The organism is Chitinophaga sp. (assembly GCF_035538455.1).
Classification (GTDB): Bacteria; Bacteroidota; Bacteroidia; order Chitinophagales; family Chitinophagaceae; genus Chitinophaga.
This window is the reverse complement of record NZ_DATLKJ010000037.1, coordinates 145,796-169,814: the sequence shown is the minus strand read 5'-3', so window position 1 is coordinate 169,814 and position 24,019 is coordinate 145,796. Positions and strand designations below refer to the sequence as shown.

Annotated in this window: 25 protein-coding genes; 13 read left to right on the top strand and 12 right to left on the bottom strand. The window is 46.4% G+C overall.

What is annotated here, in order from left to right; all coding sequences use genetic code 11:
- Window positions 1–89: 89 nt before the first annotated feature.
- From ureA to VM802_RS04330, 9 genes are all read left to right on the top strand, one after another.
- Window positions 90–392: an urease subunit gamma gene (gene ureA, locus VM802_RS04370; RefSeq protein ID WP_325528361.1), complete on the top strand. Its 303-nt coding sequence runs from the start codon at window positions 90–92 to the stop codon at window positions 390–392.
- Between the two features lie 17 nt (window positions 393–409).
- A complete protein-coding gene (gene ureB / locus VM802_RS04365; RefSeq protein ID WP_325528359.1) occupies window positions 410–784 on the top strand; it encodes an urease subunit beta in 375 nt (124 codons plus the stop codon).
- The gene (gene ureC / locus VM802_RS04360; protein WP_325528357.1) at window positions 781–2,502 is read left to right on the top strand and encodes an urease subunit alpha; all 1,722 of its coding nucleotides are present in this window, start codon (window positions 781–783) and stop codon (window positions 2,500–2,502) included. Before ureB ends, ureC begins: the two co-directional genes overlap by 4 nt.
- Window positions 2,503–2,520: 18 nt before the next feature.
- Window positions 2,521–3,024, top strand: a complete 504-nt coding sequence (gene ureE, locus VM802_RS04355; RefSeq protein ID WP_325528355.1) for an urease accessory protein UreE — start codon at window positions 2,521–2,523, stop codon at window positions 3,022–3,024.
- A gap of 5 nt (window positions 3,025–3,029) precedes the next feature.
- Window positions 3,030–3,722 carry an urease accessory protein UreF gene (locus VM802_RS04350; protein ID WP_325528353.1) on the top strand — a complete coding sequence of 231 codons (693 nt, stop codon included), beginning with the start codon at window positions 3,030–3,032 and terminating at the stop codon, window positions 3,720–3,722.
- Between the two features lie 29 nt (window positions 3,723–3,751).
- Window positions 3,752–4,390 carry an urease accessory protein UreG gene (gene ureG, locus VM802_RS04345; protein ID WP_325528351.1) on the top strand — a complete coding sequence of 213 codons (639 nt, stop codon included), beginning with the start codon at window positions 3,752–3,754 and terminating at the stop codon, window positions 4,388–4,390.
- A gap of 139 nt (window positions 4,391–4,529) precedes the next feature.
- Window positions 4,530–5,333 carry an urease accessory protein UreD gene (locus tag VM802_RS04340; protein WP_325528349.1) on the top strand — a complete coding sequence of 268 codons (804 nt, stop codon included), beginning with the start codon at window positions 4,530–4,532 and terminating at the stop codon, window positions 5,331–5,333.
- A complete protein-coding gene (locus tag VM802_RS04335) occupies window positions 5,330–6,031 on the top strand; it encodes a hypothetical protein (protein ID WP_325528347.1) in 702 nt (233 codons plus the stop codon). Before VM802_RS04340 ends, VM802_RS04335 begins: the two co-directional genes overlap by 4 nt.
- 302 nt (window positions 6,032–6,333) lie before the next feature.
- Window positions 6,334–7,062, top strand: a complete 729-nt coding sequence (locus tag VM802_RS04330; protein ID WP_325528345.1) for a metallophosphoesterase — start codon at window positions 6,334–6,336, stop codon at window positions 7,060–7,062.
- Between the two features lie 74 nt (window positions 7,063–7,136).
- Here VM802_RS04330 and VM802_RS04325 read toward each other — a convergent pair whose 3' ends face one another.
- The 6 genes from VM802_RS04325 to VM802_RS04305 form a co-directional block, all read right to left on the bottom strand.
- The gene (locus VM802_RS04325) at window positions 7,137–9,689 is read right to left on the bottom strand and encodes a TonB-dependent receptor (RefSeq protein ID WP_325528343.1); all 2,553 of its coding nucleotides are present in this window, start codon (window positions 9,687–9,689) and stop codon (window positions 7,137–7,139) included.
- Window positions 9,690–9,791: 102 nt separating this feature from the next.
- Window positions 9,792–10,499: a LytR/AlgR family response regulator transcription factor gene (locus tag VM802_RS04320; RefSeq protein WP_325528341.1), complete on the bottom strand. Its 708-nt coding sequence runs from the start codon at window positions 10,497–10,499 to the stop codon at window positions 9,792–9,794.
- A gap of 1 nt (window position 10,500) precedes the next feature.
- Complete coding sequence (locus VM802_RS04315; protein ID WP_325528339.1) at window positions 10,501–11,544, bottom strand: sensor histidine kinase; 1,044 nt, start codon at window positions 11,542–11,544, stop codon at window positions 10,501–10,503.
- 80 nt (window positions 11,545–11,624) lie between these two features.
- Entirely contained in the window at window positions 11,625–11,825 is a 201-nt protein-coding gene (locus tag VM802_RS32305; RefSeq protein ID WP_414647041.1) for a DUF433 domain-containing protein, read from the bottom strand.
- A gap of 38 nt (window positions 11,826–11,863) precedes the next feature.
- Window positions 11,864–13,198 carry an ABC1 kinase family protein gene (locus VM802_RS04310; protein WP_325528337.1) on the bottom strand — a complete coding sequence of 445 codons (1,335 nt, stop codon included), beginning with the start codon at window positions 13,196–13,198 and terminating at the stop codon, window positions 11,864–11,866.
- 9 nt (window positions 13,199–13,207) lie between these two features.
- Window positions 13,208–13,834, bottom strand: coding sequence for a TetR/AcrR family transcriptional regulator (locus VM802_RS04305; protein ID WP_325528335.1), 627 nt, complete (start codon window positions 13,832–13,834; stop codon window positions 13,208–13,210).
- Window positions 13,835–14,248: 414 nt separating this feature from the next.
- Here VM802_RS04305 and VM802_RS04300 point away from each other — a divergent pair, with 414 nt between their 5' ends.
- Window positions 14,249–15,652 carry an RtcB family protein gene (locus VM802_RS04300; protein WP_325528333.1) on the top strand — a complete coding sequence of 468 codons (1,404 nt, stop codon included), beginning with the start codon at window positions 14,249–14,251 and terminating at the stop codon, window positions 15,650–15,652.
- 378 nt (window positions 15,653–16,030) lie between these two features.
- Window positions 16,031–16,207, top strand: a complete 177-nt coding sequence (locus tag VM802_RS04295; RefSeq protein WP_325528331.1) for a hypothetical protein — start codon at window positions 16,031–16,033, stop codon at window positions 16,205–16,207.
- 311 nt (window positions 16,208–16,518) lie between these two features.
- Here the strand turns inward: VM802_RS04295 and VM802_RS04290 are convergent, their stop codons facing one another.
- Complete coding sequence (locus tag VM802_RS04290) at window positions 16,519–17,628, bottom strand: helix-turn-helix domain-containing protein (protein ID WP_325528329.1); 1,110 nt, start codon at window positions 17,626–17,628, stop codon at window positions 16,519–16,521.
- A gap of 401 nt (window positions 17,629–18,029) precedes the next feature.
- On the opposite strand from VM802_RS04290, the gene VM802_RS04285 reads away from it, so the two are divergent.
- Window positions 18,030–18,839: a tyrosine-protein phosphatase gene (locus tag VM802_RS04285; RefSeq protein ID WP_325528327.1), complete on the top strand. Its 810-nt coding sequence runs from the start codon at window positions 18,030–18,032 to the stop codon at window positions 18,837–18,839.
- Here VM802_RS04285 and VM802_RS04280 read toward each other — a convergent pair whose 3' ends face one another.
- Both VM802_RS04280 and VM802_RS04275 read right to left on the bottom strand, forming a co-directional pair.
- Window positions 18,840–20,000, bottom strand: coding sequence for an MFS transporter (locus VM802_RS04280; RefSeq protein WP_325528324.1), 1,161 nt, complete (start codon window positions 19,998–20,000; stop codon window positions 18,840–18,842).
- Window positions 20,001–20,067: 67 nt separating this feature from the next.
- On the bottom strand, window positions 20,068–20,958 hold the full coding sequence (locus VM802_RS04275) for a cyclase family protein (protein WP_325528322.1): 891 nt from the start codon (window positions 20,956–20,958) through the stop codon (window positions 20,068–20,070).
- 41 nt (window positions 20,959–20,999) lie between these two features.
- Between VM802_RS04275 and VM802_RS04270 the strand changes: the two genes are divergently transcribed.
- The gene (locus tag VM802_RS04270) at window positions 21,000–22,271 is read left to right on the top strand and encodes a polymer-forming cytoskeletal protein (RefSeq protein WP_325528320.1); all 1,272 of its coding nucleotides are present in this window, start codon (window positions 21,000–21,002) and stop codon (window positions 22,269–22,271) included.
- A gap of 17 nt (window positions 22,272–22,288) precedes the next feature.
- On the opposite strand, the gene VM802_RS04265 is transcribed toward VM802_RS04270, so the two are convergent.
- The 3 genes from VM802_RS04265 to VM802_RS04255 are packed head-to-tail and all read right to left on the bottom strand — an operon-like array spanning window position 22,289 to window position 23,910.
- Window positions 22,289–22,927, bottom strand: coding sequence for an ATPase (locus VM802_RS04265; protein ID WP_325528318.1), 639 nt, complete (start codon window positions 22,925–22,927; stop codon window positions 22,289–22,291).
- A 1-nt stretch (window position 22,928) separates the two neighbouring features.
- Window positions 22,929–23,183 (bottom strand): hypothetical protein, encoded by a 255-nt coding sequence (locus VM802_RS04260; protein WP_325528316.1) that lies wholly within the window; start codon window positions 23,181–23,183, stop codon window positions 22,929–22,931.
- Window positions 23,184–23,238: 55 nt separating this feature from the next.
- A complete protein-coding gene (locus VM802_RS04255; RefSeq protein ID WP_325528314.1) occupies window positions 23,239–23,910 on the bottom strand; it encodes a Crp/Fnr family transcriptional regulator in 672 nt (223 codons plus the stop codon).
- Window positions 23,911–24,019: the final 109 nt, after the last annotated feature.

Sequence of the window (24,019 nt, the reverse complement as noted above, 5' to 3'; positions counted from 1 at the left end):
AAAATAATTAAAATATTGTAGCTTAAGGGCTATAGGGTATCTTTTTTTCATATGATTCCTCTTGTTTATACATATTAAAACTAAGTAAAATGCATTTAACTCCCCGTGAAACAGAGAAACTCCTTCTACACCTGGCCGGAGAGCTGGCAGCCAAGCGCAAGTCGCGCGGTCTTAAACTGAATTATCCGGAGTCCATCGCACTTATCAGCAGCGAATTGCTGGAAGCTGCCAGAGACGGTAGATCGGTGGCCGAGCTAATGCAATACGGCGCTACCATCCTCACCAGGGAAGACGTTATGGAGGGTATTCCCGAAATGATCCACGACGTACAAATTGAAGCCACTTTCCCTGATGGCACCAAACTCGTTACCGTACATAATCCTATCCGCTAACACAAAAAAAGATCAGCATGATTCCCGGAGAATATTTTATCGCTGACGGAGACATCACCTGCAATGCAGGCCGCGAAACAATAAAGATAAAGGTGATCAATACCGGTGACCGCCCGGTACAGATAGGTTCTCATTGCCATTTCTTTGAAGTAAACCGTAAAATGAACTTCGACAGGTCCCTGGCATTTGGCAAACGCCTCAATATTGCAGCCGGCACAGCAGTCCGCTTTGAGCCCGGCGAAGAAAAGGAAGTCGAACTGGTAACCATCGGAGGCACATGCCATGCCTATGGTATCAACAACCTCGTGAATGGAGATACCACACTGGAAAGTAACAAACAGCAGGCGGTGGCCAGACTGGAAGCACTCAACTTTAAAAACCAGCAATTATGAGCCTTAAGATTAATAAAACAAAATATGCCAACATGTATGGCCCAACGGTTGGCGATAAAGTTCGTTTAGGCGATACCGATATTATCATTGAAATAGAGAAAGACTTCAACCACTACGGCGATGAAAGCAAGTTCGGCGGCGGTAAAACGGTGCGGGATGGTATGGCACAATCCAGCACCGCTACCCGCGATCAGGGCGTACTGGATTTCGTGATCACCAATGTGGTGCTGATCGATCATTGGGGCATTGTGAAAGGCGATCTTGGTATCAAAGACGGAAAGATCGTGGGCTTCGGACAGGCAGGTAATCCCGACACTATGGACGGCGTTGCGCCCAACATGATCATCGGCGCCTCTACAGAAGTACACGGTGGCAACGGTCTCATCGCCACCGCAGGGGGAATAGACACGCATATACATTTTATCAGTCCACAGCAGATAGAAACTGCACTCTTCAGCGGCATCACCACCATGATCGGTGGTGGTACAGGACCTGCAGATGGCACTAATGCCACTACCATCACGCCTGGTAAATGGAACATCGCGAAGATGTTACAGGCAGCCGACGCATTTCCCATGAACCTCGGTTTCTTCGGTAAAGGCAATTGCGCTACAGAAGCGCCGATTGCAGAGCAGATAGAAGCCGGTGCGCTGGGTGTAAAGATACATGAAGACTGGGGTGCCACACCTGCGGTGATAGACGCTTCCCTGAAAGTGGCCGACAAATATGACGTGCAGGTAGCTATTCATACAGATACACTGAATGAAGCGGCTTTTCTCGCAGATACCATCAACGCCATCGCTGGCCGCGTGATACATACCTTCCATACAGAAGGCGCTGGCGGCGGTCATGCGCCAGACATCATCAAGGCCGCTATGTATCCCAATGTACTGCCGGCTTCTACCAATCCCACACGCCCTTATACAGTGAACACTATCGATGAGCATCTCGATATGCTCATGGTTTGTCATCACCTCAGCAAAAATATCCCGGAAGATGTTGCCTTTGCGGATTCACGCATTAGGCCCGAAACCATTGCTGCGGAAGACATTCTGCATGATATGGGTGTGTTCAGCATCATGAGCTCCGACTCACAGGCAATGGGGCGGGTAGGGGAGGTCGTCACCCGTACCTGGCAGACGGCTGATAAAATGAAAAAGCAACGCGGCGTATTACAGGAAGATGCTGCTTCAAAGAACGACAACTTCCGTGCAAAACGTTACGTGGCCAAGTACACTATCAATCCTGCCATTGCACATGGAATCTCAAATTATGTTGGCTCTGTAGAGCCGGGCAAGATGGCAGACATCGTACTGTGGAAACCTGCACTCTTCGGAGCAAAACCGGATATGATCATCAAAGGCGGTATGATCATCGCCAGTAAAATGGGGGATCCTAATGCTTCGATCCCGACACCACAACCGGTGATCATGCGCAATATGTTTGGCGCTTTCGGTGGCGCGCTGCATAAAACCTGCGCCACTTTTGTATCTAAGGCGTCGCTGGAAAATGGTATCGCTGCGGAATACGGCCTGCAAAAAATAGTGTTGCCCGTAGAAGGTTGCCGTAACATTTCCAAAAAAGACCTTATCCATAATGATAAGACACCGGAAATTACCGTGAACCCGGAGAATTATGAAGTGCGTGTTGACGGAGAGCTGGTGACCTGTGAACCAGTAGCCACCGTACCGCTGGCCCAGCGCTATTTCCTCTTCTGATCTGAAAAAATAATGCAGATGATCATTGATAAAATTATCGGCAATACCAGCAACCAGCAAACCGGTGATCGTACCACTGATCTGCTGCTGCTGGAATGGTATGAAACTACCAAACGTATACAGCGCAGGCATACACAGGACGGTATGGAGATCGCTATCCGTTTCCTGAAAGAAGGACAGCGACTGAGCCAGGGCGATATATTATACATGGATGATGAGAAAGTTGTGGTAGTGGATATTATCCCCAGCGATGCTATCGTAGTAACGCCGCGCTCCCCGTTGGAAATGGGCAGCGTATGTTATGAGATCGGCAACAAACACCTGCCTGTGTTTATACAGGATGATAAGGTGCTGTTACCTTTTGAAGAGCCCATCTATCGCTGGCTGCAGGCGAGCGGCTACGCAACGGAGAAAGCGCATACACGTCTTACCAACCTGCTCAATGCCAATGCGCAGCCACATTCGCATGGCAATGGTAGTTCCCTGTTCTCGAAAATCATTGGCATCATGTCAAAAGAATAATTACGATGATGACAAACCATTTTTTAGGCAGTCTGCTGCACCTCAGCGATCCTACGCTGCCGATCGGCGGATACACCCACTCCAGCGGCCTTGAAACATATGTGCAGCTGGGGCTTGTGAACAATACTGCCACCGCGGAAGCTTTTGTGCAGCAAATGCTGGCGGCCAACCTGCATTATAATGATGCTGTCTTCGTCTGCCTCGCCTATCACGCAGCACAGGCAGACGATCTGCAACAGCTGCTGCAACTGGATGAAGAAGTCGCTGCGCTGAAGCTGCCGCGGGAAATCCGTCAGGCCAGCCAGAAGCTGGGCGTACGGCTGGGTAAGATCTTCAGCCGTCAGCGTTCCTATGCACTGGCACAGGCTTTTGAAAAAACGGTTGCGGCAAAGGAAGCAGAAGGTCATTATTGTGTTGCATTTGGCGTATACGCGTTGCTGTTAGGTATTCCATTACCGGATGCGCTGTATGCTTTTTATTACAATGCTGCGGTGGGTATGGTGACCAATGCCGTGAAACTGGTGCCCCTGGGACAACTGGAAGGACAGGATATCCTCTTTCGTATTCAACCACTGATCAGCAGCCTGATAGATAAAACCATTCATCTCGACCGTAGCCTGGTAGGTGTCTGCAACATCGGTTTCGATATAAGATGCATGCAGCATGAACGCCTGTATTCCAGGCTGTATATGTCCTGATATTTTTTAGGTAGACAAATAAAGTTTTTATGAGCGATAGAAAATATGCAAAGATAGGTGTGGCAGGACCTGTGGGTTCCGGGAAAACAGCCCTGATAGAAAGGCTTTCCCGCCAACTGATGAACACCTATAGCATGGGTGTGATCACCAATGATATCTATACAAAAGAAGATGCAGAGTTCCTGACCAGGAACAGTTTGCTGCCCCGCGAGCGTATTATCGGTGTGGAAACAGGTGGTTGCCCGCACACGGCTATCCGCGAAGATGCCAGCATGAACCTGGAAGCTGTGGATGAAATGGCGGCGCGCTTCCCTGATGTGGAGCTGATCCTGATCGAAAGTGGCGGCGATAATCTCTCTGCTACATTCAGCCCGGATCTTGCAGACGTAACCATCTTTGTGATAGATGTAGCAGAGGGAGATAAAATACCACGCAAAGGTGGTCCCGGTATTACACGTTCAGATTTGCTCGTGATCAACAAAATTGACCTGGCGCCATATGTGCATGCAGACCTTGGTGTTATGGAACGCGATGCCCGGAAAATGCGTGCCGGCAAGCCTTTTGTCTTCACCAACCTCCTGTCTTTACAGGGATTGGATACGGTGATCGGCTGGATTAAAAAATATGCATTGCTCGAAGAAGTAGATGAACCTGCATTGGTAAGATGAGATTATGTGGTTATGTAGTTATGAGGTTATTTTTTGACTATTAATAGATCTTCTTATTTAAAGTAGGGGGTATTGCCTTTAATAATGGAATCGGGCACAAAGCACAAATAAAAAAATAACCACATCATAAAATAAAAAAATGATAAACAGGCTGAGCATCACCTGCGGATTTAAAAATGAACGGTCATACCTGAAGGATACATTCTTCACGCGCCCGTTCCGTGTAGTCAGTGTTGGGGAAGACCGGCGTGATCCTGCATTGTACCTTATGATCATGAGCTCATCTCCTGGCATACTGGATGATGACCATTATGACATTGATATTACGGTGGAAACGCACAGCCGTCTGCAATTGCAATCACAGTCGTACCAACGGCTGTTCAACATGCAGCGCGGTGCGCGGCAGGAACAACGTATTACTTTGCAACGAAACAGTACGTTCAGTTATGTGCAGCATCCTGTAGTACCGCATGAGCACTCCATCTTCAGCGGGCACACTGCCATTATATTGGAAGATAACTGTCAGCTTACATTCGGTGAGATCATCACCTGTGGCCGTAAACATTCCGGCGAAGTATTCCGCTTCAGCAGTTTCCATAATATCACCGAAGTGCGTTACCGTCATAAGCTGCTGCTGAAAGATAATGTGCTGCTGCAACCGCAGCTGCTGTCCATGCAGGCGATAGGGCAGATGGAAGGATATACGCATCAGGCAACACTGCTGTATGTCAATACCGGCGAATGTGATATGGATGCTTTACCGGATGCACTGCATGAACTGTTGTCTGCAGAGGAAGGTATTGCCGCGGGTGTTTCGCGCTCCGGCACTTATTGTACGGTTGTGCGTATACTGGGTAACGGCGGCGAACAGTTGCTGTCGTGTCTGCAACGCATGCAGTATTATCTCTGGAAAAATAGCGTGAACACAACAACGGTATTATGAATATAGGATTAACAACATTGATACTCTCAGCTGTTACCATCAGCTGTCTGCATACGGCAACCGGGCCGGATCACTATCTGCCTTTCATTGTGCTCTCGCGCTCCCGCAAATGGAGCATGCCTAAAACCATTATGTGGACGATCCTCTGTGGTTTCGGGCATATCTTCAGCTCTGTTGTTATTGGGCTGATTGGCGTACTATTGGGCTGGCAGCTGGCGAGGCTTACGTGGTTCCAGGATGTGCGTGGTAATCTTTCGGGCTGGTGCCTGCTGATATTTGGCCTGGCCTATCTCCTGTGGGGATTGCGACAGGCGTATCTCAATAAACCGCACAAGCATTTCGATGTGTATGAAGGCGGTGATATTTATGTATATGAGCACAAGCATGGAGAAGTGGTGTATCCGCAGAAGCGGGTGAAAGTAACCCCCTGGATATTGTTCGCCATTTTTGTAATGGGACCAAGCGAGCCACTGGTGCCGCTTTTGTTTTACTCCGGTTCCCATCGTTCAGCGCTGGAAGTGATCGTGCTGATCAGCGTATTTGCAGTAATGACAGTGTTTACCATGCTGACCATGGTGCTGATAGGCTGTTATGGTTATTCCTTCATCAAAACAGATAAACTCGAACGTTACGTACATGCTATCGGCGGCGCCGTGGTAACCCTGTGTGGCATTGCAATGGTATTCTTCGGCTGGTAGCCATCTTTTAATAACTAAAATATTTTGATTGTGCAGCAAAGGAAACCATGCTGCTTATCCCTCCTGCGGGGGATAGGGCAGATCATGCTTCAAGTGAAGGGTGTTACAGCCCTCGTGTCCGTAATAGTCAGCACATTTTCAGCTAAGCTGTTACGTTATAATGAAGAAGATATAAAAATGGGTTGTATGAGATGTGCTTCACACCCGGAGTTCCTTTCAGCATAAGGGCTGGCGTGGCAGTGAAGTTTTAATATTGCATAACCATGCAGGTTATACTACCTTTATGGTAGTAAAACCAAGAAATGTCAGCAACATACGTAATAGGAGATATACACGGTGCGCTGAGAGCATTGCAGCAGTTGATAATGAGGATAGCGCCGGCAAAGGATGATCAGTTTATTTTTCTGGGAGATTATGTAGATGGATGGTCAGAGTCAGCGCAACTGCTGAACTACCTGATGGAGCTGGAAAAGAAGTACAGTTGTATTTTTATAAAAGGCAACCATGACGCCTGGTGCGAGCTGTGGTTGTCTGGCGGGCAGCCGGTGGAAAGCTGGCTGTTACATGGCGGTAGGGCTACCATCGCCAGTTATGAGAAATTGTCGGAGGTGGAAAAAATGATCCACCTGGCATTTTTCAACCGTATGCTCAATTATTATGAAGATGAGCAGGACCGTCTGTTTGTACACGCGGGCTTCGCTTCTTTTCATGGTCCTTCACACGAGCGCTTCCCCGCCATGTGTTATTGGGACCGTACCTTATGGGAGCTGGCCCTGGCGCTGAACCCGAATCTCAGCAGAAGCTCACTGCGTTATCCGAAAAGACTTCAGCTGTACGAAGAGATCTTCATTGGTCATACACCAACTATCAACTATGGTGAACCTATGCCGATGCACGCTGCCAATGTGTATAATGTGGATACCGGCGCTGCCTTTACAGGGCGCTTGTCTGCCATGAATATTGATACAAAAGAGGTATGGCAAAGTGATCCTGTTCATCTGTTGTACCCCCATGAGAGAGGAAGGAACTAGCAGTTAGCTATCAGCAATAAAAAAGGTTCGCATATATACTGTGCGAACCTTTTTTATTGCTGATGGCTAACTGCTTATTGCACTACTTCTGACATACCCTGCATACCTGCCCCCATATTCTTTCTCTTGAACAGTCCTACATCTATCTTACCAAAACGGTAAGCGAAGTTAAGTCTGATCATCTGCGGATCGCGGAGACGATTGTAGTATTGGGTGAAGTAGCTGCTTTCAGAGTACTGGTCAGTTTTACGTGTCCTGAAAATATCGCTGAAGCTGAGTGTTACTGAAGCGGCATTGTTTTTCAGGAAGCTCTTCTTGATGGCAGCATCTACGCCATAGAAGGAAGCAATGTAACCTTGCGAAGCCGACTGGGAAGTCTGCATCGGCGGACCAGCCTGCGCATTCCTGTTATCGTTGACAGGCAGGTTGGTTTTAGACTGGTAGGTACCGGAGAGCTGTATCTCAAAACTCAGTGGCAGCTTGAATGTATTGTTGAGCTTACCAAACCAGCTCCACATGGCATCCTGCGAAGGAGCACCCGTATTGGCGGTATTGATCTTTGAGTTATAGATATTCACATTGGCTGTGAGGTTCCACCACTTGGTCAGTGTATTCGTGGATGTTAATTCGGCGCCCATAGAATAGCTGGAGTTGGCATTGATATAGGTGTTTACCAACAGCTCCTTTCCTGTGGCCGGATCAGTTTCTTTCTGCAGGTAACGGGTCATCAGGTTATCTGTGTATTTGTAGTACAGAGAAGCCAGGAAGGTGTTGTTACCTTTATACGTTTTCAGGTAAGACATTTCCACGGACGACGTAAATTCCGGCCTCAGACCAGGATTACCCTGTGTGATATTCAGTTTGTCGGTTGAATCCACATATGGTATCAGCTGAAAGAACGTAGGACGGTTAATCCTGCGGGTATAGCTGAGTTGTAGCTCCTGCTGGTTTTTCAGCTTCTGGCTTAAGAACAGCGAAGGGAACAAGCTTACCGGGTAGTTGTTTTTGAATTTCTGTTTTACGGTAGTCAGCTCACCATCATAGTCAGAGCTTTCGAGGCGCAGACCCGCTTTATAGCCGAAATTGCCGATGTTGTGCGTAACGCTGGCATAGGCAGCATATACGTTATCCACATTTTTAAAGTTGTTGGATGCACCGGGGATCAGTATGTATCCTTTATTGGCCACGTACACAGAGTTATCATAGTTATACTCAGTGGTACGGCGGGACATGCGTACACCCGTTTCCAGTTTTATCTTTGGGGTGATAGGTTTTACGTAGTCTGCCTGTATGGTCAGGAAAGAGATCTTACCACGGCCGTCGAGTCGCTGAAGGAAAGAATCCACCAGATCTTTACCGTTGTAGTAGTCTGTTCTGTAGTTGCCGTGGTTCTTGCTTTTTGCGCCGAAGTAGTTACCATCAAATGTCAGCTCTTCACCTTCCTTCGGGAAGAGGTGTTTCATACCAAACACAAGGCCATTTGCATCAAACTCCATGTGGGAGCCTGAATTACGCTGGCCGAAGAATTGCTGACGTGGTACGGTGTCTGAAAGAATATTGATGTTCTCTGTCGGGTCCATAGCACCATGTACTTTGATACCGGAAACAGACAGTGTGGTTCTGTTGGTTACAAAGTAGTCCAGTCCCAGTTTACCGAATACAAATCCACCATCTGTTTTATTGTAGTTATCCTGGTAGATGTTGGATGCCGGGGTACCGAGGTTATGACGGTCAGTGTAGCCGGTGGTACGGCTTTTCATCTGGTTGCCCATAGCGCTGGCAGAGATGTTCACTTTACCTTCGCGCAGGTTGAAGTCGCCGCCGCCGTTAAGGGCGCCGCGTTTATCAACACCGGCGCGCAGGTTACCGTTGTAGCCGGTTTTGCGGTTTTTCTTCAGTACGATGTTAAGAATACCCGCGTTACCGCCAGAGGCATCATATTTAGCGGAAGGGTTGGTGATTACTTCCACGCTTTCGATCGCATCAGCGGGGATCTGTTCCAGTGTCAGTGTAGTAGGACGGCCATCTACATATAACTGTGGTGAGGCGTTACGCAGGGTAACGTTTCCGTCGATGTCCACGTTAACGGAGGGCACATTTTTCATCACGTCCACAGCGGTACCGCCGGCGCTGGTGAGGTTTTTCTCCACATTGAAAACTTTCTTATCGATGTCCATCTGCATCAGCGGTTTGCTGGCAGTACCCTGAACGGTAACGCCCTGAAGTTCTTTCACACTCACTGCCAGTTTGATATTTCCCAGGTCCTTGTCGATGGGAGGGAAAGTAACGGACTGTTCATGTGTTTTGAGGCCGGTGGCTGAAATACGCAGTTTCAGCGGCCCTCTCAGCGGAAGCTCGTCCAGGCTGAACTCACCGTTGGCTTTGGTGAGAACGCCTTTAACCAGCACATCTTTCATTTTTTTAGTGGCAGTATCCATGCGCCCCTGAAGAATAATAACAGAAGCATAGTTTACGGGTTTGTTGTCAGCGTCGAGCACTTTACCGTATACGTGTCCGATATTGCTCATTGCCGGCGCTTTTCCGCCGCCACCTTTACCGGCGGGAGGCTGGGCCTGTACGTGCAGCGCGAGCATAAAAAGAGCAAGGAGTAAGTAAATCTTTTGCATTTTAGTTGGATTCAGTGGTACAAAAATAGAATGGGGTTATTGATTTTGCGAGTAAATGCGATGAGTGGTCAAAAAGTTGCTACGAACAGCCAAATTGTTATTTCAGAATTGATTCTTGCCAGCGATAGCGTATAAAGTATCCCTGTAGGTATCTCCAACTGGTAATTCCATATCGCCCAGGAAGACGCTGTTCTTGCGGATGGCTGTGATAGCTGAAACAGATGCGATATATGATTTATGAATACGGATAAATCCTGAAGCAGGCAATTGCTCTTCTATATTCTTGATGCTCATTCTGGTGACAACGGGGTGTATGGCATTCTTCAGATGTATCTTGATATAATCTTTCAAGCCTTCTATCCAGAGTATATCAGAAAAAACAATCTTCAGCAGGCTGTAATCTACATGTACAAAAAAGAAATCAGCTGTTTCCTTTGCAGCTTTGCCGGCAGACCTCAACTCGTGGAGTTCACGGGCTTTGTTGCACGCTTTGATGAAACGCTCCAGCGAAACCGGTTTCACGAGGTAGTCAGTCACGTCCAGATTGAATCCGTCCAGTGCATATTTTTCGTACGCCGTGATCATGATAACCAATGGCTTGGTCGGCATGGCCTGCAGGAACTGCAAGCCGGTAAGTCCCGGCATCTGTATATCAAGGAAGATCAGGTCCACTTCCTGCTGCTGAAGTAGGGAGATAGCCTCAAAGGCATTGCTGCACTTTCCCACCAGTTGCAGGTAAGGTACCTTGCTGATATTATCTTCCAGCAAGTCCAGCGCCAATGGCTCATCATCTACGGCTATGCATCTCATGTTAGTGGAGGTTCAGTTGTAACGTGATCGTAAACCATTCATCACGCTTGTCGATGTCGAGGTGGTGGCCGTCACGGTACAGCAAATTTAATCGTCTTTTTACATTTGCCAGCCCTATTCCGCTGGTTTTATCCTTGACTTCTGAATTATTGTTGTTGTATTTGTTTTTTACGGAGAAATAAAGTGTTCTGCCTTTGGTAGACAGATTGATGTCGATCTGCGCATCCATAATCATACCGGTACCATGTTTGAAAGCGTTTTCCACAAAAGGAATCAGCAACATCGGCTCTATCTCGTAATAGTTTTCTGCCACAGCAAAAGATACATTGATGGTCACATTCCTGAAAAACCGCTGCTGTTGCAGATCTATATAGCTTTGCAGGTATTCTATTTCTTTGTGCAGCGCCACTTTTTCTTCATCGGCTTCATACAACATATAGCGCATCAGCGACGAAAGCTTTATCAGCGAAGGTTCCAGCAGGTCCGACTTCTTCCTGGCCAGGGCCACCATATTGTTCAGCACATTGAACATGAAATGCGGACTTACCTGAGATCTCAGTAACGACAGCTCTGTTTTTAAGTTCTCATTCTCGCGGGCGTTGAGGTTACGTTCCATCATCAATTGTTCCCGTATCATCTGATAAGCGGTGCTGATAGAGATAATAAACAGGTAAATGAAGAATATAACGAAAGTCAGCGGCCGTAGATATATAGAGGGCTTCGGCAGAAAGAACTTCTCGAAATTATAGCGCAACACAAACAGTAGCAGGAACATTCCGATGAGCGCTCCGGTATATTCTGCATACCTTCTTTGCCGGAAGAACCGCGGGATGAAATAAAGGGCATTGGAATAGAAGATGGCAATCAGTGCAGCGTAGAACACAATGTTGAACATACGCCAGGCATGTTCCTCGTGAGCAGGCATCTTAGGTACGCGGTTATCAGCACCCGGTCCCAGCAGGTGTGGCAATGAGAACATGATCAGCCACACAGCCGTGTGCTTCACGATGATTGCCCACTTGCGGTTATACCATACCTGATTCATGGCGGCAATTTAGGCAAATAAATGTTGCACCATGAGAATGTTGCGACCAACCGGGGGATAATTGCGATGAAAATCAGGAATCAATTGCCAGCAGTCGTATATAAATGAGCAGCTTCTATCTGTTCCCTGGTCAAATGTGGATGGGAAGAGAGTATTTCGTCAATAGCATACCCTGAAGAAAGGCTTTCGGAAATCTGTTCTATTGTAATACGCGTTCCCCTTAAAACGGGCTTACCCATCATTATTAAAGGATTTATTTCAATATAATCCCGTAAGTTCATATTGTATATTAATTGAGCAGGTATAAAGGTAGTTTATTTCAACCACTCACTTTCTCGCCCCTTATCATCTGCTGTATTCTTTCCTGACTGGTGATAATATTGGCTTTCAGGTCGCTGAGAATTGAGTAGAGGCCGAAGTAGGTACGATTGATATACAGGCTGTGCCTGGAGCCCCTCGCCACTTTAGATTCCCTGATTTCCTTCATATTGTACAGTTCATCCATGTAGGCATATATTTCATTGAAATATACCTCATTGCCGAAATCGAAGGTTTCAAGGGTGAACGGTAAAGTGAGCAGGTCTATCATATGCTGGAAAAGACCGGAGAAGAACACGATCTCTTTAGGCGTATCAGTGGGATGGATCATTTCCAGGTTGGTATAGATCTCATGCCTGCGCTTTTCATCTTTCAGCACTTCCTTATCTACCAGCAGGAAGTAGTTGACATAAAAATCTTCCGGAATTTCCTTTACACAGCCAAAATCAAAGATTCCGACTGTACCATCCTCACGCATCAGGAAATTGCCCGGATGCGGATCTGCGTGCACCTGTTTCAGTTTATGTACCTGGTATTGGTAGAAGTCCCACAGTGCCTGACCTATTTTATTGCGAACTTCCTGCGAAGGATTGGTGAGCAGAAATTCTTTCAGATGCTGACCTGTAATCCAGTCCATGCTGATGATCCTTTCAGACGACAGCTCCGAATAGTAGCCGGGAAACAGCAGATTAGGAATATGCGCGCACTCCTGCGACAAAGCGATAGAGCGTGACAACTCCAGCTTATAGTCTGTTTCTTCCAGCAGTTTGCTTTCGATCTCATCGAAATATTTGTCCATGTCCACTTCGTTCATGCCCACAATGCGGATGGCAAAGGGTTTCACGAGGCGGAGGTCAGACTTTACACTGTTGGCTACGCCGGGGTATTGTATTTTCACCGCCAGCTGCTTGCCATCTTTCCAGGCTTTGTGTACCTGCCCTATTGACGCAGCATTGGAAGCATGCATCTCAAATTTATCATAAAGTTGCGTAGGCGACTTACCCAGCGTTTTCATGAACGTGTTCACTACCAGTGGGCCGGAAAGTGGCGGCGCACTGTATTGCGACATAGCAAATTTTTCAGTGTATGCCTTGGGCAGCATACCTTTATCCATGCTCAGCATCTGCGCCACCTTGAGGGCACTGCCTTTCAGCTCACTGAGCGCACTGTAGATATCAGCGGCGTTGTCCTGGTGTAATGTATCCTTTGTAACAGAAGGATCCATCAGTTTGCGTGTATAATGCTTAATATAGTTGGAGCCTACTTTCAGCCCGGTGGTAACGAATTTGCCTGCCCTTTCCACCTTGGTGACAGGGATATTGGATTGTTCTTTCATAAAGCCTGTCTATTTCCTCGTAAGAATAAATTTGCCGAAATCCAGGAGACTGTCGATGGTGTTGGATTTGATTAGCTGGAAGCTGAGATTGACAGCCTTTTCGATGGCGGCATCGGTCATTTCAAAATTGGCACTGGAATCATTCAGCCAGTATTTAAGCACAAAAAGGGCCTGCATCCAGAAACCATGAACATATTGATCAGAGATGTATTTCCTTTCTTTGATTTCACCTGACTGATAGCCTTCCCTGATGAGATCCCTGACATACTCATAGAAGGTATGACGGAATGTTTCCAGTTTATTACGGTAGAGATCAGGCAGACGGAAACGTTCCTTCTGCAGGAGCATATAGCTTCTGTCTTCCTTCAGCTTTTGCACCCACAGAAAATAAAAGGCCAGGAGTTTTTCCTGGGAAGTATATTGTAGATACACGTCGTCTGCACGTAACTGCTCGATCGTTGATTCAAAAACAGACAACCATATATCTTTCTCCACGGCTTCAAGTGAGCTGTAAGCCTCATAGAATGCCGGTTCAGTAATATCCAGCGATTTACACAATGTATATACAGACACGGGCGCTTTACCATTTTCCAGCCAGTACAGCTTGTAAGCATTGCGGATGAGTTGCTTGTCCATATGTGAAGGTTTTACTATGTTGTATAGAATAGATTTCCGAAGTTATTTTTCTGGGGAACGGATGCACACAAATTTACGTGATGTACAGTATATAAAAGACAATATTTGCTGCAGCGAAATGTTAAAATAACCCTATCTTTGCGACCGCATTCCTGATTGGGAGTTAAGTGTTTCAACATCAACCTAAACCCCATTAGCCATGACAGAACATACACACATATCGCCCCTTGCGCTCCTTGCCTGATGCGGCAGACGAAGTAATCCTTTCACCGATGCCGTTTGTCACACCCGCAACCCGGTGGTCATGCCAAGACCGCCCGGAGAGCCTTTTCTCATAAGAATTTATTTATCACACAAATAGATCTACTGTTTGTAAGCCACGTTATATTGCGTGGAATAAAATCGCCATATTTTATGGGCAGTTTAAAAGCAAAAGAATTAAGTAAAATAGGTTATACCAATGATCAGACAAGAAGCCTGGTCATTAATATTATATCAAAACATTTCAAACATCATAGTAAAACAGATATTATCCGGTTGTTGACAGATATAATAACGCAGCCGGAAAATTATCTGGAAGATGAAATAACAGGAAAGATCGCTGCCACTTTTATTGAGCAGGCCACACCAGAATGCAATTACAGATCATTTCAGTTGCTGGAGCAAACCGGGCAACTAAAGATTTATGGCGCCAAAGAGATAGAGCATACTGCGAAACTCCAGATGGAAACGGCAATGTCGCTGCCTATTACCGTTCAGGGCGCGCTGATGCCTGATGCGCACATGGGCTACGGACTGCCCGTAGGCGGCGTACTGGCAACAGACAATGCCGTGCTGCCTTATGCTGTTGGCGTGGACATCGGGTGCCGGATGATGCTCAGCATTCTCGACACAGGAGAAAGTTTCCTGAAACGTTTCTCTTATCAGCTGAAAGTAGCATTGAAAGAATATACACATTTCGGTATGGAAGGCGGGCTCCCATTTGAACAATCACATGAAGTGATGGATAGCCCTGCGTTTCAGGCGACGGATCTGCTGACGAAGTTGCAGCATAAAGCGTGGCGGCAGCTTGGATCTTCGGGCAGCGGTAATCACTTTGTGGAATTCGGCATGATAGAATTGAAAGAAGATAATATCATGCAATTATTGCCAGGAAAGTATCTTGCACTATTGTCACACTCCGGCAGCCGTGGATTGGGAGCTGCTATTGCACAGCATTACACAGCTATTGCTATGGATACATGCAGACTGCCAAAGTCTGCAAAGCAGCTGGCATGGCTGGATCTGGACAGCGAAGCCGGACAGGAGTACTGGCTCAGTATGAACCTCGCTGGTGATTATGCCAGGGCGTGTCATGAGCGCATCCACATCAACCTGATAAAGGCATTAGGATTGCAGGCGCTGAAGCAGGTGCAGAACCATCATAATTTTGCATGGGAAGAAACGCTGCAGGATGGCCGTAAGGTGGTTATTCACCGCAAAGGAGCCACGCCTGCGCATGCCGGTGAATTGGGTATCATTCCAGGCAGCATGTGCACGCCCGCCTACCTGGTAGCAGGAAAGGGCGAAGAAAGCGCCTTGTATTCCGCATCGCACGGAGCTGGCAGATTAATGAGCCGGCAGCGTGCCCGCGAACAAATGACCGCTTCTGCGCTTAAAAAGATGTTGTCTGCAGCAGGCGTCACACTGATCGGTGGCAGCGTTGAAGAGAATCCGGCTGCCTACAAGGACATCGACACTGTAATAGCAGCGCAGCAACAATTGATCGATATACAGGGAAAATTCATGCCCGTAATCGTACGCATGAATAAGGAATAGTTGTTAGCACTTAGTTGTCAGCTTTTTAGTTGTTGGTCAGCAATAAAGGCCAGCCGCTAAAAGCTGACAGCTTTTTTTTTGAAAAGTGTTTTAAGTAACCAGAATTTTCAGCATATTGCAGTACGTTGTGTAAAACTCTTTCCTGTTGGGAACATACCTGTCATACGTTTAGCCAGGCAGGTTAGTTCAGAGATCGTAGAATGGACTTACGCAATATTCTGTAGCACTATTAGAGTATGCCTTGTTACCTGCGTCTCCGCAGTGTTTCAGCCAGACTACCATATCTTTGCTGATACCTGCTGCACTGATAAATTGCCTGTCGCATTAGTATTGTACCTGAGACAGGCGTATAATTTCGGCGTATAAACGGACACAGTAATGATAGCAGTTGTTATCCTTCGGGATAGCCGTTATCGCTTTCATCCCTACAGCGTCACACACTATCTGAAGCCGTCGCAGGACTGCTATCGCCATTCCTGGCGTCCTCCCGGCGAAAAATTAACTGCTCTGGTGATAAACGGTTACCAGTACAGCGGTAGGTATCCTGCCGGGTAGCCCTGTTATAAGTACTGGTATGAAAAGATCAGCACGCATTCATTTTGTCCTGGTTGCAGGAAAATGAAGGCATGTTGTGTGGGAGTGGTATTATCAAAATTGAATTCTATTCCAACGTAATAGCTATCTGTTGAACCCTTATGACAAAACAAGGCTCCGGTAAATCGCCGGGGCCTTTTGCATAGTTATCCGTAGCGTAGTGGCGTTTCCCAGAGATTATCTCATGGTCAGTTCAGTCTGCTGATAGTCAATTTGTTATGTGACGTAGTGTATAACTGATCTAAAGAGGGTACTTAATAGCCGTTAACTTATCAGGTGATCTGTAACGCAGCATTCTTAACGTATTCCGTAGGGGTTACGCCGGTGATCTTTTTGAAATAGAGATTGAAGGAGGATTTTGCCTTGAAGCCACAGTCATAGGCCAGGGTCAGTATGTTTACCGGAAGCGATTTTTCCGCCATAAAGCGTAACTGTTCAGCTGCACGCCGTATACGCCATTCATTGATGTATTGATAAAACGATCTGGAGGCATAGCAGTTTAGGGTTTCCGATATGTGGTATTTGCTGATGCCAACGGCCTGTGCAAGCTTATCAAGATTAAGATCCGCATCTGTGAAGATCTTTGTGGAAGATAAATGCACTTCAAGGGTATCCCATATCGTTTTGTGCTCCGCCGCTGTCAATTGTGTTTTACGGACGGCTGCCCGCGCAGCAGTTATAGCTGGCCCGGGAACATGGGGGGAGGATGGGTCCGTGGCGCCCATGAGGCCTACGTACTTATACCGTATAATGATCAGACATACCACCAACAGTAAAGTATATACGATATTCCGGCACAGTATCATTTGTCCGGATGTCTGGATGGACGTGTATTTCATCAGCAGAAATGGCAGCGACACTGCGCATATGCCCATCAGACAATAACCTATATTCTCAATCAGCCTTTTTTCCTGTGGTATTCCCTGTAGTTGTCGCGCAATACGTATGGCCAACGCAGGAAAGGTAAAACCGGATATAAGGAAAAGCCAGATGGTGCTGTTATTGTAAATGTCCAGTGCAGCATAGCCTGCCGGCACAGACAGGCTGAGTACACAGATTACTGTGAGATAACTAATGGCGCCTAATATAAATGGAATAAACACATACCAGCGTGAGGCCGGTATAAACGATTCATTCTTGTTTTTCAGTGCATACAGGTATAATAAAGGACCGTAGCAGAAGCCGATGAAAGTATTCATCTGCGTGCGCACATGATCATCCTTTACAAAACTGTAGATATAGAACTTGATGGCCAGGTGTGTGGCAATACAACATAGCAGCAGGATCAACAGGGTATCAGCTTTGCTGCGCAATCTGTTTTTCCACAGTAATATAACTGCCGTAAGTGCCTGAAAGGCGCCGATCGCAATAACGAAAATCATAACTGCAAGTGTGTGGCTAAAGTATCAAAACAATATTACCGGAATGTTAAACCACACCATTGCAGGACGTGGAAGCAGGCGGTAAAAGGGTTTATTAATAATTCCGTAACATAGTCTAATGTATTGGTTATCAGCAAGCAGTCGTATGTTTGAAAGGAGCTGGACGTCTGTATGTGTGTATAGTTGCATACGGTTGAACCGCATGATGGTATCACAGACTTTTGCCTGAAAATTCTCTCATATGAATTGCTGTTTCAGGAGAATATCCCTGTATCTGTTACACACGATACTCGCAATATCGGTAGCGCAGGCGCAGATGCAGACAATTAAAGGAACGATAGCCGTAAGAGGCGGGCATCCGTTGGGATATTATCTAATAACAGCTACAAAAAACATATCAAATGAAAAAAGTACTACTGGCATTAGCCATTCTGCTGCCTGGAGCTTGCTATGCTCAGCTGGCAGACAGCGCACAGAGAGTCGTGCGGTTACAGGGAGCCGTTAACTTCCGTGATGTAGGTGGCTATACCACTAAAGATGGAAAGAAAGTAGCGTGGGGCAAAGTATTCCGTTCCGCAGACGTAAGTCACCTTACAGACCAGGACCTGCAAACACTCGAACAGAAACATATCCGTACAGTTATCGATTTCAGAGGTGTGAAAGAAGCAGCCATGGCTCCAGACCGCCTGCCTGCGGGTACTGGCTACGAGTTATGCCCCGCGGGTAGCGACAGCCTGCCCAGTGGTGCACAAATAGCCGCTATGATCAGGCAGGGCAATTTTATGGAGAAATTTTATGGAGACAGTAAATACCTGGGAGCACGTTACCGGTCATTGTTTCAGAAGCTGCTTACACTGCCCGAGAAAGAAGCGCTGATGTATCATTGCACCGGTGGCCGCGACAGAACAGGCATGGCTACCGCCTTATTTCTGTATGCATTGGGTGTAGCGCAGCAAACAATCGAAGCCGACTTTACCGCGAGCAACGTATATCTGCAACCCATGTATGGCCGCATGTTCAAAGGCATGCAGCTGGCCACAGGAATGGATGTGGATTCAATCAGTAAAGCGCTTGAACTGAAACCGGTTTTTCTGCAAAGCATGTTCAATGCCATCATCAAAGACTACGGCAGTGTAGAAGCATTCTTTCAAAAAGAACTGGGTATAGGTCCCGAAGGATTGAAAACGCTGAAGCGTAAATATACCATCTGATTATTCTTTGATGCCTCTGACCATCAGTATAATCAGGAGGCCACAGATGGCCATAATGGCGAACGACAGGCGCAGGCTGGAAACCTGGGCCACAAAGCCAACCAGTGGCGGCACCACGAGGAATCCCAGGTAGCCGATCGTAGAAATGGACGCGAGTGTTTGTCCGCTGCTCATGCTTTTAGATTTTCCGGCCAGGCTGAATACCAGCGGTACTATACAGGAAACGCCGAAACCGGTGAATATAAATCCAAGCGTGGCGGTGATGGGATGCGGCAGGGTGATGGCCAGAAGCAGGCCGGTAAGTATCAGCCAGCCACTGTTGCGCAGCATATTTTTGATACCGATACGATTCACGATGCGGTCGCCTATAAAGCGGCCCATCGTCATTGATACCATGTATATCACGAAAGCCGCTGTGGCAGAAGCAACGCTGCCATGCACTACTTTCTGAAAATAAATACTGCTCCAGTCGTACATCGTGTTTTCAGTGGCCATGCACGCAAAGCAGATAAACGAAAATTTCAGCAACGATTTGTCCGGTAATGAGAACACCGGTTTCTTCTCGGTGTCAATTTGTGGTGTCGGCTCGTCCGGGAAGGAACGGGGAGAGTAATAAAGCGTGAAGCACAGCAGTAGCAGGCTTACGGACAGCAGATGATATGATGGCGGCACATTCATGGATACCATCAGGTAACCGATCGCTGCTCCCATAAATCCCGCGATGCTCCAGATGCCGTGAAAGGTCGTCATAATAGATTGCGGGTACAGTCGCTGTACATGCACGGCTTGTGCGTTCATAGAAAGATTCATCAGGTTGCGTGAAGAACCGAAGCAGAAAAGTATTAATGCCAGCTGCCATATGCTGGTGGTGAATCCAGGCAGGCTGAGTATGGTATTGAAAATGATAGCGCCGATGGTCATGATCCTGCGGCTGCTATAGTTGCCGAGCAACCTGCCTGTTAATGGCATGGTCAGCATCAGCCCGATAGGGAGGGCAAACAACACCGCACCGAGCTGTGCTTCATTCAGCTGTAATTGCTGCTTAATAGATGGTATCCGGGATGCCCAGCTGGAATATCCCAGCCCGGAGATAAAATAGAACACAGAACTGGCGATACGGTATTGCCGGGCATTGTCGGCCTGCTGAACTTCAACTAACATGATATAGGCTTACACTCCTTTTGTGGCCATGATGCAACAAAATTAGATAAAAGACGGCACTTTAATTTTATCGTTTTTTCAGTCTCGCCATCGCACGCACAGGGAAGGTACCTGCACCTTTGAACTTCGGTGGTACTGCGCTGAAGGTGAACCCGTCATCCGGCAATACTTCCAGGTTGCAGAGGTGTTCCACAATCAGGATTTCTGCGCCCAGCAGGATGGTGTGTACGGGCCGGCTTTTGCCATAAGTACTGTCAATATTGTGGGAGTCAATGCCCACCAGTTTCACTGCACAGTCACGGAGATATTCGGCAGCGTCCTGTGTGAGGTGGGCGTGGTCCTCATAATACTGTGGCGTATTCCAGTGGGATGCCCAGCCTGTGTGTATCAGCACGGCGCGGTTACGGATCTCGTAATTACGCAGCATATCGGCCGTGATAGATCTGGTAGTGGTATAAGGCACGCGGATCACGATGCCATCCAGGTCTGCGAAGCGCTCCAGTGGCATTTCAGAGAGGTCTTTGCCATGCTCATAGCGATGGAACGGACAGTCTATATAAGTGCCGGTGTTGGTGACCATTTCTATCTTCCCGATTTGAAATTCAGTACCTTCTTCATAGAGTGCGCGGGAATCTTCGCGGCTGAGGTAGTCGCAAATTACAGGTGCGGGTAAACCTTTGTAGGTAACGAGTCCGTTTTCAATGGTATGACTGAGGTCTATGAGGTAGCTTTCTTCAGTTGCATCTATTGGTTTTCGCTTATGAGCTTCTGTTATAATTTCTTTATTCAGGATTTTTGCTTCACCCACCATTAGTAGTCGCATATCTGCGATGATGTAATCCGCGAGTTCCTTGTCTGATATATCATCGCCAGCAATATCCAGCCTGAAATCCTCTCCCTTTATGCCTCCGCCGTTGGTAAAGGTGATGTCGAAATCGAATTTTACTCTCTTGTTCATGGTGCTTATTATATATTGCATAAATATACAACCCAGGAATTATGGATACAATTTTTCATCTCATACCGGTAGCTGAAGCTATTGCACGATTTCATATCGATGAAAATATATATGAGAGCAGAGAAATGTTTGAGGATTTTGTGAGGGAAGAAGACCATTTTTACCTGCACGAAGGAGACTTAATATTGGATGTTAATTTTATACTTGACACAGATAATCTGTCCAGGGATATACATGGCTATATTATCACCGGCAACCTGGTAGTGAATGGCTGCATCATCAATGACGAAGGTGACTATGGTCCCGCCCTGTATGTAACTGGTGATGTGCTTTGCCGCAGTTTGCTGATCGGCGGATCACCCACACATATTACCGGTAATGTAACTGCTGAAGAAGTTATCATGCTTCATTACAATCACGGTTGGATGAAGTGCCCCGGTATTTTTACCACCCCGGTGATGATTGTGGAGGATTATCATTTTGTGCCGGCATCGAAGAACATCAGTGGTTTTTATTACAACGATCATGATCCTGTAAGTCCGGTGGAGAATGAATGCTTCGAAGATGAAGAGGATGACTGGCATATATCTGAACGATTGCAGGTACTGCTGAATAACAAGCTCACTACTACATTCGAAGAACTGCGCCGCGATCTTGCTGCAGGTGAATACGTATTACGCCCTGTGGTGCATGACAAGGAATATTGGCTGAAGAAGATCAACGTCAATTACCGTGATCTGAAAAGAACGCCGGAGGAACTGCGCACAAAAGACCTCTGTATGCTGGCAATGAGTAAAACAGTTGCTGCGCTACAACACTTTCCTCTGGCACTGGTCACCGCCGAACTGGCACAACAGGCCGTTCAGCAGGATGGAAAGGCGCTGCGTTATCTGCCCGAATCATTTGTCACCAGGGACTTATGTTATGCTGCAGCGCTGAAAGGCGCAATGCTTAACTGGGATATACCTGAACGCTTTTATGAAGAAGAATTATTACAGCTCATAATCCGGCATAGCGATTTTCAAATGGAGCATGTGCCGGCAACCTTCATTACAGAAGACCTGCTGGTGACTTACGTAAAAGCCGGACGTGGCGCCTGGCTGGACAAGTATTGCAGCGCTGCTGGTATATCAAAGGCACAAGTGCTTCAGCGCGTCATTGATGATGGGGTGGAGTATTTGCAGAATATTTTCGGATGGCATTTCTCAACGGATACTTATGCATACGCCAAAGCGCGCTATGATAACAATATCTACAGCCAGGAATGGAAGGCAATAACGGAACAGTATAAACGGAAACTGGAGCGGTTGTAAGAAAAACTCATTTTGTACTATTCCTTCGCTTTTATTTTATTAACCAAAGAAGGTAAATAATTTTGAAACCATTCGGGTAACGATGCAGAGGGGAGGTGGTTTTGCGGATTGCCGTTTTGAAAGATAGCGAGGCTTACGTGGTTGGTTTCAGAAGTATCTATTATTTCGAGTTTGTCGAACAAACTATAGTAAATGTTCAATTTCTCAAGGTTACCATAGAAATTGGCTGTCACAGTATTGGGATCAACATAGTGGCCCCCTTCTTTTGCTCTGGCGGCAACCCTATTCAATGATAATTTAACATCGGTCAGTCCTAGAAAAAGCATAAAAGTGTGATAGCCTGCGGTCTTAAATTTCTTAGGAATATCCCAGGTTGCTTCATTGGTAAAATGTCCCTCATATGCAAAATCAAAGCTTTGTTCTAATGCTTCTCTTTCCAGATTGTCAAATGAATCTGTTACAAATTGATAAGCAAGTTTTCTTGCTTCCTTGTGGGCGGTAATTCCGCTTTGCCACAATTCCTTTTGTTTTTGAAGAAAGAGTTTATCTCCATCAAAGATGGTACAGTCTTGTTGGATATGAGGAGGAAGATAATAGGAACCTACTGAAGATTTTCCTGCACCATTGGATCCTGTAATGATATATAAACCGGGCATTTTAGATAGCTAAATTGTATTTTTCCCGGATTTTAAGAGCCTCGATCTCTGACAATTCCCTAATTATTTTAAAGTCTCTGGCTGAGGGTTGCAGTACCATTAATTTGATAGAACCATTAGGGTATTCAAAATAACATTGATCACTTGGCAATTCTCTCGAATTGATCATAAAAGGAAAACCATCATGAAGTTTTTTAAGGCGAAGCCTTCTGACAGCATCAGTACCTATCTTGTCTAATTTTTGCAATTCCGTCATATGTCAAATATACAAAAAATGTAGATCCAATAGGCTCTTACAGAGAGATTTCTCCTCACCCTTCCACCAGTTTCATCAATTTTTTCTCCTGTAATATTTTAATGGATTTACCATCTGTCGAAATCAGCTGATGGTGGATGAGATCCTGCATAACCCTGTAGATGGTTTCGTAGGTGGTACCGGCAAATGAGGCCAGATCCTGGCGATTGATGGTGAACTCTTTGCTGTTATACAGCTGGCTTATTTCCAGTAATGCATCTGCCAGTCTGCCTTTAACGTCCATATGCACCAGGTTGCGCATTTTCTTTTCCGCAGCCTGCAACTCTTCTGCATAAAATTGCATGAGCCTGTAAGTAAGATCTGTATTCACTTTCAGCGATGCCTCAAAAAATGAATGCTCCACATAGCAGACGCGGATATCTTCAAGTGCAGTAACAGATACCGGGTTGAGGCGCTGACTGCTGCCAAATCCACGATGGCCAATAATGTCACCCGCTTTTGCAAACCGGACAATAAGATCTTTACCCTCTCCCCATTGCTTGTGCACTTTCACTCGACCGGCATACAACAGGTATATGCCCGTATAGGCAGAGCCTTCCTCAAAAATAGTTTCCCCCTTTTTAAATGACAGATGCTGCCGCCCTTTTTCTATAGCGGGTAACCACTCTGGAATGCAGTGCTGGCAAAGGAAACATGTTTTCAAATCGCAGATGCTGGCTTTTTTCATGATTGCAATAGTAATACTTTTTCGTGCTTTTTATGATAAAATGTCTTTTTTATATGATTTGAATCATATTTTTGTGATTGAATTTACCTTTTTAAGATCATTTAATATG